The organism is Brasilonema sp. UFV-L1 (assembly GCF_012912105.1).
Lineage (GTDB): Bacteria > Cyanobacteriota > Cyanobacteriia > Cyanobacteriales > Nostocaceae > Brasilonema.
On sequence record NZ_QMEA01000015.1, the window covers coordinates 64,482 to 79,570 of the forward strand.

Sequence of the window (15,089 nt, forward strand, 5' to 3'; positions counted from 1 at the left end):
AGCAGACTTTTGGCAGCGTATCACCTCTAGTCGGTTGACAAGTTAGGACCAGTCTAAGCAGGTTGTATCAAAATAAATTTATAAATATCTCAGTATAATACTGCGTACTATACAATAGCATAATTGTTTAATTCATTGAATTGTCTATCGTTTAGCAAAGCGAGATATTTCTTTTCGTCGATGAGTATTTGTAACTCATCGACGGGTGTTCACGAATACTCTGCTTTTACAGCGCTTTTCAAGTAAATAAACCACACGCTCCCACAGCTTAAGTGTGAGCGCAGCGTGCCGTTGGCATTGGGCTTTCTGCTTCCAACTCTGTAATATAGAAGAGCGCTTCATACTTCTTAAATATTAATTTTTTGGAACAATGGCAAGAGATTTACGAGGATTTATCAAACTTCTGGAAGAAAGAGGACAACTACGTCGAATTTCAGCCCCTGTGGACTCAGATTTAGAAATTGCTGAAATTTCTAACCGGATGCTGCAAAAAGGTGGTCCGGGACTATTATTTGAAAATGTCAAAGGTGCTTCCTTCCCTGTCGCAGTCAATTTGCTGGGAACAGTGGAACGGATATGCTGGGCAATGAATATGCAGCATCCACAGGAGTTAGAGGAATTAGGAAAAAAGTTGGCAATGCTACAACAACCAAAACCACCCAAGAAGATTTCTCAGGCAGTGGAGTTTGGTAAGGTACTATTCGATGTCCTCAAGGCGAAACCAGGAAGAGATTTTTTCCCCGCTTGTCAGCAGGTAATTCTTCAAAGTGATGAGTTGGATTTGAACAAGTTACCTTTGATACGCCCTTATCCTGGTGATGCCGGCAAGATTATCACACTGGGACTCGTCATTACCAAAGACTGTGAAACAGGTACGCCGAATGTAGGTGTGTATCGCTTACAACTACAATCCAAGAATACGATGACTGTTCATTGGTTGTCGGTGCGGGGTGGGGCAAGGCATTTACGCAAAGCAGCAGAACGTGGGAAGAAATTAGAAGTGGCGATCGCCCTCGGTGTAGATCCCCTAATTATCATGGCAGCAGCTACGCCGATACCTGTAGACTTATCAGAATGGTTGTTTGCTGGGCTTTACGGTGGTTCAGGCGTCCAGTTGGCAAAGTGTAAAACGGTAGATTTGGAAGTTCCAGCAGATTCAGAATTTGTTTTAGAAGGGACAATCACACCAGGGGAAGTTCTGCCAGATGGTCCGTTTGGTGACCACATGGGTTATTATGGCGGCGTGGAAGATTCGCCCCTGATTCGCTTCGGGTGTATGACGCACCGCAAAGACCCGATTTATTTAACCACATTTAGCGGGCGTCCACCGAAAGAAGAAGCAATGATGGCGATCGCACTGAATCGCATTTACACCCCCATTTTGCGGCAACAAGTTTCAGAAATTGTCGATTTCTTCTTGCCAATGGAAGCTTTGAGTTACAAAGCGGCGATTATATCTATAGATAAATCATATCCAGGACAAGCGCGACGGGCAGCTCTTGCTTTTTGGAGTGCTTTACCACAGTTCACCTACACTAAGTTTGTGATTGTCGTAGATAAAGACATTAATATTAGAGATCCGCGTCAGGTGGTATGGGCGATAAGTTCCAAAGTTGATCCGACACGAGACGTGTTTATTTTGCCAAACACACCATTTGACAGTTTGGATTTTGCCAGTGAGAAGATTGGTTTGGGGGGAAGAATGGGAATTGATGCAACCACAAAGATTCCCCCAGAAACTGAACATGAATGGGGTGCGCCTTTAGAGTCAGATCCAGAAGTCGCGGCGATGGTTGAGAGGCGTTGGGCAGAGTATGGTTTGGGGGATTTGCAGTTAGGGGAAGTCGATCCGAACTTGTTTGGCTACGATGTTAAAACCTTAACAAGTAAAAAGTAAAAAGTGAATCCCTATATCTGGTGTTTGCTTTAGTTGTCATCGACATTAGCAATCGCCACTTCTACCAAAACTTTGCCACTTTTTGCTGCACAATCTAAGTTTGTGCTTTCCTGTACTTGTGGAAGTTCTGAATCACTTTCGTCAATCTTGGGATTACTCAGAATCACAATGATTCCGACTAGCACCATTGCTGCGCCAATGAAACCGCGAGTTGTAAACGTCTCGCCGAGTAGCAAAAATGCAAAAGTTGCACCGAACACAGGTTCTAAGGCGAACAATAGCGCAGCTTCCTGGGCACTTATCCAGCGCTGTGCTACTACTTGGAGCAACATGATTATGGCAGTGGCAAATACGCCAAGGTAGATCAATACACCTAAATTTGTTTGAATTGCCTCAAGTTGCTCACTCAGTTCGGGAGCAGCCCACAATAAGCTTAAAGCTGCTACAACCCAAACCTGAATAATAGTGAATGGCACAGGTGAGTGGCGTGACGAAAACACTTCAAGCACAATGATGTAAGCAGCCGAGCACACAGCAAAACCCAACAACCAAAATTCGCCAGACACAGGCTCTCCACTCTCCCAAGACATAACCCCAATTCCGGTGAAAGCAAGTGTTGCTGCTAGTACAGCCCTAACAGATAAACGCTTGCGAAACACTAGCTCAAACAGAGTTACAAATACCATGTTGAGAGAGAAGAAAAATGAAGCTCGGTTTGCTGAAATAGTCTCCAATCCAATCGTTGCTGTCGCAAAAACAACGAAAACTAACAGTCCAATAATTGCCCCATCACGTACTAGGTTGATATTCAGCTTACGAACGAACGGCGTAAGAATCATTGCCGCGATCGTAAAGCGAATTGCCAATAGCGTCGCTGGTGAAAGGTTAGTCATTGCCTGCTTGACTGCTACAGGGATAGTTCCCAAAATTAGAGTCACAGTAATAATTAACAGAACACCCAAAATGTATCTGTTAGTTTCTGTGATAAGTTTTGTCATATAATTACTTAAAAAAAAATTAGAAAAAACAGAGTCTTTTCTTCATATTTCATCTGTGACTCGATATCTTTGGAACTCCCGTTCTTAACGGTTGGTCCTTTTCTCAGTCAAGATTCAACGAATGTTTGATCAAGCCTTTGATATGGAGATTGAGTTGAAATTGAATCATTTTAAGTTTCTTTGTCCAACAACCTCAAACAGATCTTGAGCGCCTGCGAGTACCAAATGGTTACTGTCCAAAGACAAAGCACTTCTTTGTGTTTCCAAGTTGATGTATCCTAACGTTCTATCATTTAGTCTATCGCTTTTTCAGAAATCTAAAGAAAGAAAAACTAATGCATAGCTTTAGTCTCTGGATGGTTGACATATCAACCATCCAGTGAGTATTGACACAGCTAAAAGCACTGAGTCGGAGGTTTTTATCAATTCATTTCCTCAATCCCGTTACCGAGAATTTGAATTTTAGTTCCAGGATAGTAAAACTGAAGAATCTTCGGACTCGACCAGCCTAATTGAGCTAAATTTTGAGCACCCATTTGACTCAAACCAACTCCATGTCCTAAACCACCACCAACAAAAGCGTATCCCCATAGTTCTGATTGACCTTTCTTTAACGGTTGTAAGTAAAACAGTGTGCTAATGGGAGCAAAAAAGGCGCTGCGAACTTCATCTTTATGCAAAGAAAAGGTGCCAATTTCTGTTTTGACATCAAGTTTAAGAATGCGTCCGCTTTTGCTTCGCTCTACAACTTTCATCCCTTGGATAGTTTTAAACTTTGCGTAGGGACTGTTTTTCACCTTCAGAAATTTTTGTAAATCTTTGGTAATGTCTTTCAAGTTGGTTTCCCTACGCCAACGAAATAAGTCTCTTTGGCTTTCATTGAATCCTTGTTTGAGACTGATAAACCGTTGAAATTGGTTTTCATCTGCTAAATTTTGCCCAGACAAATTCCATATATTATTGCTCGGAGCATCTACTATAGGTTGCAAATAAGGACGGTCATCACCATTCCAAACATCGCTGAAAGAAGCAGTCACACCACCAGTTGTTGAAGAATAGAGGGCATCCACGAGATCATTTTTGTACGTGAGAACCATACCTCGTGTTGTTGCGATCGCCCGATCCGTGTTCGCTGTGACTCCATTCAATCCATAATACACTTGGCAATGAGTATCAGCACACAATTGATACCCATCAATAGCAAATCTATGTAAATTCCGTAGGGCATAAGTCCGGGCAAGAACTGCTTGTGCTTCCATTGCTGCCGTTGGAGCTGAAGCACCAATTTCATACGGCACAACTCCACGCAAGTATGTTTCTAAAAAGACATCATTAACTAGGGTGTAGCTACCGTAAGCATTTGGCTGCAACTCCATCCTGCCAGCGTAAAGACGTGCTTTTTCTGCTTTTTGAGTTTCATTCACCCGAATCAAATTTTTATCGCTACTAATTTCTAAATGATTTGAGGTGAAGCGTTTGTCATTTACTTTCCATGTGACTCGCGGAACCTTTTGTAAAACTTGAGTATCTACAAAAGCAGTTTTATGACCAGCAGCGAGTACACTCTGTAACAGCAAACGTCTGAGTAAGGGAGTGTTATAAACTTCGCGTTTTGCCCAAACTTGCCAGCGTTCTGGTTGAGCAATTTCCACCTGTATTCCCTTATTACGCCAGCTTTTGGCACTGTCTTCGGCAGTTTCATACGTACGGAAGGTTCCCAGCACAACTTTTTCTTCGACGGCTGCTACTGGTAAAGCTTGCATCAAGACTTCTAGCTTGAGTGGGTTTGTACTCACTAAGGTTTGCTGGCTATTACCATTTTTAAATTTCAGTGTTAGGCGATCGCCTTTGGTAGGTTCTAATTGCAGCTTTTCTGTGGGATTATCTCCAAATCGCTGCACTATGCCAATCCTGATTTCCACATCCTTGGTATTGTTGGTAGGACCTGACGCCCCTGTCAAACCCAATAAACAAAATGTGGTCAGTACGGTGTAAGAAATACGCCAGATGATTTTCATGGAATCTTTGTTCTGCCGTCTTGAGAGGTGTCTAGGGGTGGATGATCGCCAATGAGAAGTGTGAATTCAGAAGGATAATGCTGAATATATTTAGTTGTAAGCCCCCAAACGGAAAAATCCAAAGGAAAAAATTTCAGGCGGAACATCCTGACATTAAGACCCTTATTTCTCCTTTGGGGTTCCTTAAAGGAGTTGACTTCCTATGTAGTTTAGTAGTTTTTGGCACAAGTTATCTGGTTAAACAAATATTTCGTTTTTCCAAAAGGTCAAGTTGCAAAGAAAAGTCATAACGAGTATGATTTATTTAGGTAACCAAACACAGAATATAGAGACTGTCTCTGAGTCTGTGTTGTTGCTCATTGACATTCAGCACTTTAAGCACGGCTCATCAACAAAATTTATTTATGGTTAGAGTTCAAGAAATTCCTTTAAATCAGATAAGGCGACCTTTACCACGCCAAAACGATCCAGATAAAGTCAAAGCTCTCATGGAATCGATTGCTACAATTGGGCAACAAGAACCAATCGATGTATTAGAAGTCGATGGGCAGTATTACGGATTTTCTGGATGTCATCGCTATGAAGCTTGTCAACGTTTGGGCAAAGAAACCATTTTAGCCAGAGTCCGCAAAGCTCCCAAAAGCGTTTTGAAGATGCACTTAGCTTAAACTTGGTTAAGTGTTATTTGTCATCACTCACGACTAATGATTAACCAATAACTAAACAGGAGAAAATCATGCAATCTCGAGTTTTCCCAGTAAACATCGGCATTGACGAAGCAAGCAGGGCTAAAATTGCCGAAGGATTGTCTGGTTTGTTGGCTGATACTTACACACTGTACCTAAAAACTCATAACTTCCATTGGAACGTTACAGGACCGATGTTCCAAACTTTACACTTGTTATTTGAGACGCAATATACAGAGTTAGCAGCAGCAGTTGATTTGATTGCCGAACGAATTAGAGCATTGGGCTATCCTGCACCCGGTACTTACACCGAATTTGCTCAACTCAGTTCTATTTCAGAAACTTCAGGTGTTCCCAAAGCCACAGAAATGATCCGCTTGCTTGTAGAAGGACAAGAAGCTGTTGTCAGAACTGCGCGCTCTATTTTCCCCGTAGTCGATGAAGTCAATGACGAACCCACTGCTGATTTATTGACTCAGCGGATGCAGGTACATGAAAAAAATGCTTGGATGCTCAGAAGTTTACTGGAAGATTGACACTCCTCGCCCTATAAGGGCGAGGATTCTTGGCTCAACGACTCACCACTAGACAGCAGGCTTGCGCCAACTGCCCAGGAGGGTAAATCTCCCCAAGCGTAAGTTCCCGTGTGCCCCACGGTACTGAGTCCTTTTTGCAGGATGTTGATAGCTGCGTTCACGTCTCTGTCCTCCACGAATCCACAGTGTGGACAGGCATGAGTCCTCGTGGATAGGGACTTCTTCACTTTCTTGCCACAGTTAGAGCAGTTTTGACTTGTGTTGTGGGGAGGTACAGCTATTGTGACCTTCCCATACTTGTGACCAAAATACTCTAACCATGCCCGAAATGTAGACCAGCCAGCATCACTGATTGATTTAGCCAGATGTCGATTACGTGCCAAGCCTTTCACATTCAAGTCTTCATAGGCTACCAAATCGTTAGATTGGATGACGGAGTATGCAACACGCTTGCAATACTCTTTTCGTTGCCTACTTACTCTTAAATGTTTACGGGCATATCTTTCTCGCGCTTTGTGGTAGTTGACTGACTGTGGTTCGTGGGCTTTTTTCTTTTTTGGGTCGTACTTTTTGGATTTCTTACGATGAGCACGGTTTAACTGTTTTTCAGACTTGCGGTAAAACTGGGGTGATGGCTCTACATTACCTTTGTCATCAGCAATAAAATATTTCAACCCCAAGTCAATGCCGACCATCTCCTTTGTTGGCTGACTTTCAATTCTGATGTCAACATCAATTGCAAATTGAGCATAGTATCCATCGGCACGACGTACCAACCGGACACGCTTCACCTGTTTGACATCGTAATAGTTCAGGTCATAGGTTCCTTTTAATTTCAAGGTTCCTATACCCTTTTTGTCTGAAAAAGTTATTGCCTTACGGCTAGAAGAAAGTTTCCATCCCGACGTTTTGTACTCTACTGAACGACAGTGTTTCTTAAACTTTGGATATCCCTTTTTCCCTTTGACCTTCTTTTTGCAATTATCGTAAAACCGCGCTATCGCACTCCAAGCCCGTTCTGCCGCAGACTGTCTTGCCATTGAGTTAAGTTCATCCGCAAAAGGAAATTCAGCAGCTAGTACAGCGCAATACTTATTCAGGTCATATCTATTCAAGCTAGCACCAATGTTCTCCATCCAGAAACGCAAACACTTGTTTTGAACAAACTGACTAGTACGAATAGCATCGTCTATCGCTCTATACTGCCTGTCTTTCCCTTTGACTTTGAACTCGCAAATTATCATTTTGGCTCGACCTGACCAACACCTATTCTTATGTTAGCACGTTGACATAAAGCCATCCTCAAAATTTTGGGTCTAAGACCCAAAATTTTGATAAAGAAGGAAAAGACTGCCATGATGTTGTTGAATGCGTGAATTTTGAATTGCTTAACGATGTCCAACATCGATTTCACTTCCCAGTTGCATGAGTTGATGCAACGAGTGGGTATTTCTAGTTTTAAAGCTCTGAGTCGCAGCGCTGGTGTCTCAGAGCGTCAGCTTTTGCGGTTGCGGCGGTTCGGAGTTGAGCAGATGCGTGTGGAGATTTTGCTCAAGTTAGCGCCAGCACTACAACTGACTTTGAATGAGCTAGTTGCAGCCTTCTCTCAACAAGAGTTGGTAAAAGATAAAGAGAAACCAACTCAAGAATCTCAACAATTGTTACAATATGTAGCACAATTGAAAAAAGAATACGAGCGATCGCAACAGCAAATACAACAACAACGACAAGTTTTGCAGCAAGAGTTCCAGCAGACGAGTTTACAACTGCTAGAGTCTTTATTGTTGCAATTTCCCACAGCAGCACACAAAGCACGGGAAAATCCGCAATTACCAGCAGTAAACATTTTACCGTTAGTGCACAAACCCTTAGAAAAACTTTTGCAGGAGTGGGGGGTAGAAGTGATCGCACCTGTAGGAGCAGAACTACCTTATGATCCGCAGCTGCACCAACTTATAGAAGGAAATTCGCAAATAGGTGAACTTGTCAAAGTACGTTACACTGGTTACCGTCAAGGTGATAAACTGCTATATCGAGCCAAGGTAAGTCCTATTCCACCAGCAGATGTACAGAAGTAGGAGGGGTGGTGCCTTTGATCACCGCTCAATTAATGAGCGTGTTCCTACTTTTTAGAAAAACTAACTCTCAAATTCGATGTACTCACGAGATACTTTGTACTGGACATCATATGAAATGTTAAGGCGATTAGCGTTGTATAAAAAGTGTTAAGTATAAACGATTCAGAACTTGTCAATAATTTGCTGTAAATTTTAACTTTCTGATTCAGAAATTTTACATAGTGATGTGGCAAGTATTTTTGAAATGAATTACTATTAGTATAGGCTATTTTTTTGTAAAAAATTATACAAAAATATGTACAAAGTAATGGTAGAGCAAGTAAAAGTTGTTCAACTTAGTGGAAATTTAGGTGCTGCTCAATCGCAAGAGTTTAAAGAAAAAATTGATGAAATTTTACAAAAAGAAAATAACATCAAAATAGTGCTAATGGATTTTAAAGAAGTCACTTTTATGGATAGTTCTGGCTTGGGTGCTTTGGTGTTAGCATATAAAGCTCTACAGTCTGTAGATATAAATTTGGTTATCTGCTCGATTAATGAGCAAGTCAGGATACTATTTGAACTAACGAGTATGGATAAGGTATTTAAAATATATTCCAGTCGAGAAGAGTTTAACAAACTTGTTCTGTCTTAAATGAATTAATCAAATTTAACCTGGATGATTGATAAATCATCCTCAAAAGCTTCTTTAGAGTTTAAAGAAATGATGTCATTCAAAATTTGGTCAAGCTTCCCATCACATTGAAACTGTGAGTTAACAAGCATCTGAATGAAAGCGTCTAAAGTCCAAATTGTACCATCTAATTTTGTAATTTCGTAAGCTCCATCACTGAAAATATAAAGAGAACTAGATTCTTCAATATGACAAAAGTCATCTACATATTTTACCTCTGGAAACATTCCCACTGGCATACCAGGAGTTTTCAATGTTTTAACTTTAGGCTTAATTGGAGATTTTCCAGATAGTAAGACTGCTGGCGGATGACCAGCGCTGGCGTAAATTAACTGACGCTTGACTCGGTTATAAACTCCATACCAAATAGTAAAATATTTATCGTTTCGATAAGTCATTTGGAAAGTATTATTTAACGCTTGCAAGACATCACTGGGTTGATAGTAGTTCAGACCTGCAAGAGCATGCGATCGCAGTAGATTCAACACGGAAATTGAGGGTAGAGTTGCTCTAAGTCCATGTCCTGCAGTATCTAACAGGTAAATTGCTAGATAATCAGAGTCAAGCCAGTAGTAATCAAAACAATCACCTCCTAGTTGACGCGAGGGAATGAATTGGAAATTGATATTTAAAGGATGCGTCATTGGGTTAGGCAAAAGAGAACGCACATATTCTGCTGCTTCTGCCAATTCTGCTTCTAAAATTTGCTTTTGAGTTTGTAAATCTCTACTGAGTTGGTGTAGACGCAATCCTGCTCTAACCCTCGCTTGCAATTCATTTTGTTCAATAGGTTTAGTGATAAAATCATCAGCACCCGCGTCTAACCCTTTAACGCGATCAGCAACCGAATCTAAAGATGTTAATAAAATAAAAAATGTGGTCGATAATTGAGGATCGGTCTTGATGCGTTGACAAACTTCTAATCCATTTAACCCTGGCATAATCCAATCACAAATAATGAGTGCTGGACAACAAGCAATTGCCTTTGCAATTCCCTCCTGACCATTGGTGGCTACCAAGACTTTATAACCCTGTCTTTCCAGCATCCTTGTCAGAAGTATTTGTACTGCCGGGTCATCATCTATTACTAAAATTTGAAATATACTAATCATTAGTCATTAATCAGGAGTCAGGAGTCAAGCCAAGTCAAAAGTCAAAAGACTAAGGTAAGAAGAAATACTGAATTTATCTTTCTTTTTACTTTTTACTTGGAGCGTTTGCGTAGCGCCCCGTAGGGGCTAGCGACTGTCAGGAGCGGAGCCACGCCTACGCTCCGCCTCCGGTCAGGAGTCAGGAAGAAGAAGAGTTAATGCTCCTTAGTTTCTTTCCCTTTTGAATTCTATAAGCGCAAGCGCCCCCGTGGGGGTACGCACAGCCTGCCCTACAAGCATATTGTGTCTCCTGAATTCTTCTTTGGTAATTAATCGTTACTCATTAGTCATGACTCCCTAGTTGATTATCGGATAGGCAAGGGGGTTTAACCACAACAGGATGATGCGTTTGAGCTGATTAAGATCTCGGTAGACTTCTTGCTTGAACCACTGTCCCAAAGCGTCGAAGGGCGTGAAAGATTCTCCCATTTGCCATTTAATATCTTGCCCTAAAGGTGTAGTGTGAGTGCCGGTGAGTGTTTGTGCTGTCACCATCTCTGGAAAGCGTTGTTTTAATAGTTCAGTTAAAACCATTGATTGATCAAGAGTATCATTACTAAATTTGATCAGCAGGTTACGGCGAATGTTATAGCGTTCTTGCACGAGTTTGTTGGTTTCCAATGGTGAGGGGGTAAACTCAACAGCAGCTAAGTCGAACTGTTCAATTAAGGGAATGGCATCCCGTGCAGCATAGTTATTGAAGGATATGAGGATATTACCAGCGCGTTCAATACGGAATAGACTCCCGATAAGCAAGTGGAGTTTACAACCCATGCTGTGCCCAAGCCCATAAATTGGGAGGTAGCGCTTGCGCATTGCCGAAGAATCGTGTAAGCGTTCTAGGGCGCGTTCAAAGTTTAACAGGACAGATTTGGCGATCGCACTATGATCCAAAATGTTCACAAACGGTGTCGCAATGATAACATAGCCCTTGCTTGCTAGTTCTTCCAGTAACCAACGGTAGGTGAGATGGGGTACAGTCGCAACAAACGCACCGCCAAGGAAGTGAATGATACCAACAGGATTTCGCGGCATCAGTACCCAGTTACCAGATATTTCTTGCCAGTCCATGTAAACAAGGTAAAAGGTTAAAGAAAAAAGTTTAAAAGTTAATACTTCTTTATGGTAAGGCTTATTGACTGCTTTTGTGGGATGACGCGTTACCTGAATACCTCGTTATTTTGAATGAACGAATGCGTGAATTTTGAATTGTTTATGCTCCCATTCCTGAATATCGCTTCAATCCCCATCGCCACAGCAAACGATTCAAACCCAAAAACAGCAAAATCCAACCCAACATGGACAAAAATCCTCTTCTCAAATCTACAGGTAAACCAACCAAAAGATTTGCAGGAAAATCAACCATATAAGGAAATGGTGTGCAAAGTACTATTGCTCGCACAGGTTCCGGAAAAACCTCAACAGGTGCAATCATTCCTGACAAAAATAAATAAAACAAAAACCAAAAATTTTCTACAGCACTAGCTCGTTCAGTCCAAAAGGCAAGCATTGCAAATGAATATTGCATAATAAAGCGTAAAGCAAATGCTAGTATAGCCGCCAATATAAATAGTAAAATATCTGCTACATTTGGCAACCAAAAAGCTTGGGGATAAAGGATAAAAAAGACAACTAATAGTAACAACGTAAAAGGTAAACGAACTATTCTTTCAGAAACATGGGAAGCAATATGATGCCATGCTGGGTCAATAGGTTGTAACAACCGAGGTGAAAGTTTTCCTTCTACTACTTCCTTTTCAAAATCCCAAACAACCCAAGTAACTGTCATTTGCCTGACGATGAAAACTGCCACAAAGTAACGAGCAAAATCCACAGGTGACAGATTGAACTGCCCTCCTTGGGCTGCTTCTATCCACACTCCCATTAAAATAATCGGCAGAGAGTTTGCCAGTACCCATAAAATGAGTTCTGCCCGATATTCAACCATATAAGCGTAATACACTGACAAGAATATCAGGGCTTTTCTGAAAATTCGCTTAATCATAAGGATTAGTTAACAGTTAAATTTTTAGTAATTGGTTATTAAAGATAACAACTAACTACTAACCACGCCTGCTTGGAAAACTCGCCCAATCACTTCTTCAACTGGCGGTTCTGTTACCGTCAAATCTATAACATCCAAATCTTCTAACATTCTTGCTACAGTGCGGGTCAGTGCCTCTTGCGGTACCAGGAAACACACGGAACGACCTTCTATTTGTCGTAAATCACCATATAACATCAGTTTTTCTTTGGGCAGAGCATTAGTTAACTCCAAATGAACTTCCCGGTAAGGGGCAAAACGTTCCAGCAAACCATCTAAACTACCGTCATAAATTAATTGTCCTTGGTGAATGAGCAGTACTCGGCGACACAAAGCTGTGATATCTGCCATGTAGTGGCTTGTCAATAATACTGTTGCTTGATATTGCTGATTATACTCGCGCAAGAAATCACGCACTCCTACTTGAGCATTGACATCTAACCCCAGTGTCGGTTCATCTAAAAACAGGACTTGTGGACGGTGCAAAAGTGCTGCTAACAGTTCCGCCTTCATCCGCTCACCTAAAGACAGCTTCCGCACAGGTTGTGTCAGTTTCCCTTCAAGAGACAACATTTCGCTTAACTCCCCTACTCGTTGGCGGAACTCTTTATCAGAAATGTTGTACACAGCAGCATTAATTTTGAGAGAATCTAGAGCAGGCAAGTCCCAAAGCAGTTGCTGTTTTTGCCCCATAACTAAGGTGATTTTTTGCAAAAACCCTTCCTGACGACGAAATGGAACGTGTCCAGCGACTCTGACTTGACCTTTAGAAGGATGAATCAGCCCTGTGAGCATTTTCAGTGTCGTGGTTTTACCAGCGCCATTTGGTCCCAAAAATCCTACCACCTCACCAGGTGCAATTTCAAAGGAAACATCTTGAACTGCCTTGATTTCTCGGTAAGTACGGCGGAAAAGGTGGGTAATTGTCCCAACAATGCCTGGTTCCTTAACAGCAACAGGATACAATTTGCCCAGGTTTTGGACTGAGATTGTACTATAGTTACTTGCACTAGAATCACGATATACAAGAGATTCTGTAGACATAAGCCGTCATATGGAGACGATGCGCTTTTAACTTTAACATTTTTGTCAGTTGCCAGATGGGAAAGATAAGCGGGAATTTTGGGTACTCCTATCTCTTCGGGATGGTACTGATTGACGTTTTTCCACCTAACGATTTATCGATTCTGCTAAATCCTTGCATTGAGCCTGTCCCAACCCTCCGGGCTGGGAACGGCTGGATATTTTATGACTTGTAAGTGCCTTATTTGCTTTTCGAGTACTAATACCGTAGTTATCAGAAAAAAATACACCTGTATTTCAAAGTAAATTTAATCAGGACAAGAAAAAACAGCAAGAAAAAGATAGGTGGAATATAAGAAGATAGTGTTGATTTTTTTGTTCGTAGATTCGCGAAATCATTCCCTAAATTTTTGGATACTGCCGTGAAGAGTTTCCAATCTATAAGGGTATGCATTTGATTACAAGGGCTGAGTATGATGATGGTACTTGTATAATTGATGGTAAGTTAATAAATTTAGAAGATTCAGAGACGGAATTAAGAAATAGATATTTGACCCCATACAACTTTATCATCTCTGCTTTTCATTCTTCAATCAATAACCTTTCATTTGATTTGATATCTCAATAAATAATGAATTCAATTCTTGAAGGTACCTCAAATATAGAAATATTACTCCCTTCGGTGGTGTAAGATTTCCTATCTTCTTTTTGATTTTCTTGGCGTCCTATGCGAAGACGGCGCACGCTACGCGCTTGGCGACGCCAGACGCCTCTGTCGGGAGAACGCGCTTGTGCTACAAGTCGGGCGTTGCCGGACGCCAGATACCTCTGTCGGGAAACCCTCATCAAGTACTGGCTCACGCCACATGCCTCAACGCGCTTAACCCGCGCACGGCAGTGGCTCCCCAACGCACTGGCTCCCCTCCTGCGCCGCGCTGGCTCGTCTTGGCGGTACCCTGCGGGAAGCCGCTGCCTTGTCTACGTTAAATTAGGTATTCTTCTGGCGGTTCGGGAGTAGTTCAAGCAATTGCTGCCCTTCCAAAAAGACAACTATGTTGACGTGACCTTGTAGTGAAGTACCCACCACCAAACGGAGTACCGTTATGGTGGGGGCTAGCTCCGAAGGGAGCGCTACGCAAACGTGTCTCATTTGCCGTTGCTCCGTTGGGTACATTCATCGCTGAATGTTCGCTACCAAAAGCGATCTGAGTCTTACACAGCATCTCTGGTGGTGTTTACCTTTATCTAGCTATTTGTTCTCTGTGACCGCTTTCAGTCTCGCAACTACGAATCACGCAAATACTAGAACCCGCGCAGCCGTCCCACTTCCTGGGACAGTGAAATTGTTTTCCGTACAGTAGGCTTGGCTTATCTTTTACCGCCGAACGTATTCAGGCGAACCAGTGGTCTACTCTTTCTCCCTTTCTCTCGCTCTTAGTCGAGGCCGCGCGTACTACCGCTACTGTCGCCGTTTGTTATGAGTCGAGTGGATGGGTCGCAACCATTTATAGACTACCACGCCAGAGAGCTACGTTCCGGATATTTCTTGACGACTTCTCAACCATCCCGCTCCCTAATCAACCTAGCGGTTGATATTGGTCGGAGATGTTTTCGTTGCCGTCCGCCTTATATCCCGCCACCAAACGGAGTACCGTTATGGTGGGGGACTTACGGCGCTTAAGTTAAAAACAAAAACGCCCTCGATAGAGAGGGCGTTTTTTATTCAGCTAATCTTCAAGATTAACCGTTAATCGCGGGAGCGCTGATTGCAACTGGAGCTACATCACCACTAGCTAAGTCCAGAGGGAAGTTATGAGCATTACGTTCGTGCATCACTTCCATACCCAGGTTAGCGCGGTTGAGTACATCAGCCCAAGAACCAATCACACGACCTTGAGAATCAATCAAAGATTGGTTAAAGTTGAAACCGTTGAGGTTGAACGCCATTGTGCTGATGCCCAGTGCGGTAAACCAGATTCCAATTA

The 15,089-nt window shown here is 42.1% G+C and carries 13 protein-coding genes and 1 pseudogene; 5 read left to right on the top strand and 9 right to left on the bottom strand.

Translation table 11 applies throughout. The features are described from left to right. Positions 1-370: 370 nt before the first annotated feature. Positions 371-1,897: a UbiD family decarboxylase gene (locus DP117_RS07370; protein ID WP_169217664.1), complete on the top strand. Its 1,527-nt coding sequence runs from the start codon at positions 371-373 to the stop codon at positions 1,895-1,897. Positions 1,898-1,926: 29 nt separating this feature from the next. On the opposite strand, the gene DP117_RS07375 is transcribed toward DP117_RS07370, so the two are convergent. Together DP117_RS07375 and DP117_RS07380 are read right to left on the bottom strand one after the other, a co-directional pair. Then, positions 1,927-2,895 (bottom strand): DMT family transporter, encoded by a 969-nt coding sequence (locus DP117_RS07375; protein ID WP_169217665.1) that lies wholly within the window; start codon positions 2,893-2,895, stop codon positions 1,927-1,929. Between the two features lie 422 nt (positions 2,896-3,317). Next, positions 3,318-4,913 carry a SpoIID/LytB domain-containing protein gene (locus DP117_RS07380; protein WP_169217666.1) on the bottom strand — a complete coding sequence of 532 codons (1,596 nt, stop codon included), beginning with the start codon at positions 4,911-4,913 and terminating at the stop codon, positions 3,318-3,320. A gap of 404 nt (positions 4,914-5,317) precedes the next feature. Here DP117_RS07380 and DP117_RS07385 point away from each other — a divergent pair, with 404 nt between their 5' ends. After that, complete coding sequence (locus tag DP117_RS07385) at positions 5,318-5,581, top strand: sulfiredoxin (protein WP_169217667.1); 264 nt, start codon at positions 5,318-5,320, stop codon at positions 5,579-5,581. Positions 5,582-5,649: 68 nt separating this feature from the next. Then, the gene (locus DP117_RS07390) at positions 5,650-6,135 is read left to right on the top strand and encodes a Dps family protein (protein WP_169217668.1); all 486 of its coding nucleotides are present in this window, start codon (positions 5,650-5,652) and stop codon (positions 6,133-6,135) included. Between the two features lie 11 nt (positions 6,136-6,146). On the opposite strand, the gene DP117_RS07395 is transcribed toward DP117_RS07390, so the two are convergent. Continuing rightward, a complete protein-coding gene (locus DP117_RS07395; RefSeq protein ID WP_169217669.1) occupies positions 6,147-7,379 on the bottom strand; it encodes an RNA-guided endonuclease TnpB family protein in 1,233 nt (410 codons plus the stop codon). A 150-nt stretch (positions 7,380-7,529) separates the two neighbouring features. Here DP117_RS07395 and grpE point away from each other — a divergent pair, with 150 nt between their 5' ends. Further along, positions 7,530-8,213 (top strand): nucleotide exchange factor GrpE, encoded by a 684-nt coding sequence (gene grpE / locus DP117_RS07400; RefSeq protein ID WP_169217670.1) that lies wholly within the window; start codon positions 7,530-7,532, stop codon positions 8,211-8,213. 307 nt (positions 8,214-8,520) lie between these two features. Further along, complete coding sequence (locus tag DP117_RS07405; protein WP_169217671.1) at positions 8,521-8,847, top strand: STAS domain-containing protein; 327 nt, start codon at positions 8,521-8,523, stop codon at positions 8,845-8,847. A gap of 5 nt (positions 8,848-8,852) precedes the next feature. Here DP117_RS07405 and DP117_RS07410 read toward each other — a convergent pair whose 3' ends face one another. The 6 genes and pseudogenes from DP117_RS07410 to DP117_RS07435 all read right to left on the bottom strand — a co-directional run. Beyond that, positions 8,853-9,989, bottom strand: coding sequence for a SpoIIE family protein phosphatase (locus DP117_RS07410; protein WP_169217682.1), 1,137 nt, complete (start codon positions 9,987-9,989; stop codon positions 8,853-8,855). A gap of 345 nt (positions 9,990-10,334) precedes the next feature. Further along, complete coding sequence (locus tag DP117_RS07415) at positions 10,335-11,108, bottom strand: DUF1350 family protein (RefSeq protein WP_169217672.1); 774 nt, start codon at positions 11,106-11,108, stop codon at positions 10,335-10,337. A gap of 142 nt (positions 11,109-11,250) precedes the next feature. Beyond that, positions 11,251-12,039: an ABC-2 family transporter protein gene (locus DP117_RS07420; protein ID WP_169217683.1), complete on the bottom strand. Its 789-nt coding sequence runs from the start codon at positions 12,037-12,039 to the stop codon at positions 11,251-11,253. A 54-nt stretch (positions 12,040-12,093) separates the two neighbouring features. Further along, positions 12,094-13,125 (bottom strand): ATP-binding cassette domain-containing protein, encoded by a 1,032-nt coding sequence (locus DP117_RS07425; protein WP_248277576.1) that lies wholly within the window; start codon positions 13,123-13,125, stop codon positions 12,094-12,096. A gap of 600 nt (positions 13,126-13,725) precedes the next feature. After that, positions 13,726-13,965: a hypothetical protein gene (locus tag DP117_RS07430; protein ID WP_169217673.1), complete on the bottom strand. Its 240-nt coding sequence runs from the start codon at positions 13,963-13,965 to the stop codon at positions 13,726-13,728. 879 nt (positions 13,966-14,844) lie between these two features. After that, positions 14,845-15,089: pseudogene (locus tag DP117_RS07435) on the bottom strand (photosystem II q(b) protein); the annotation flags it as partial.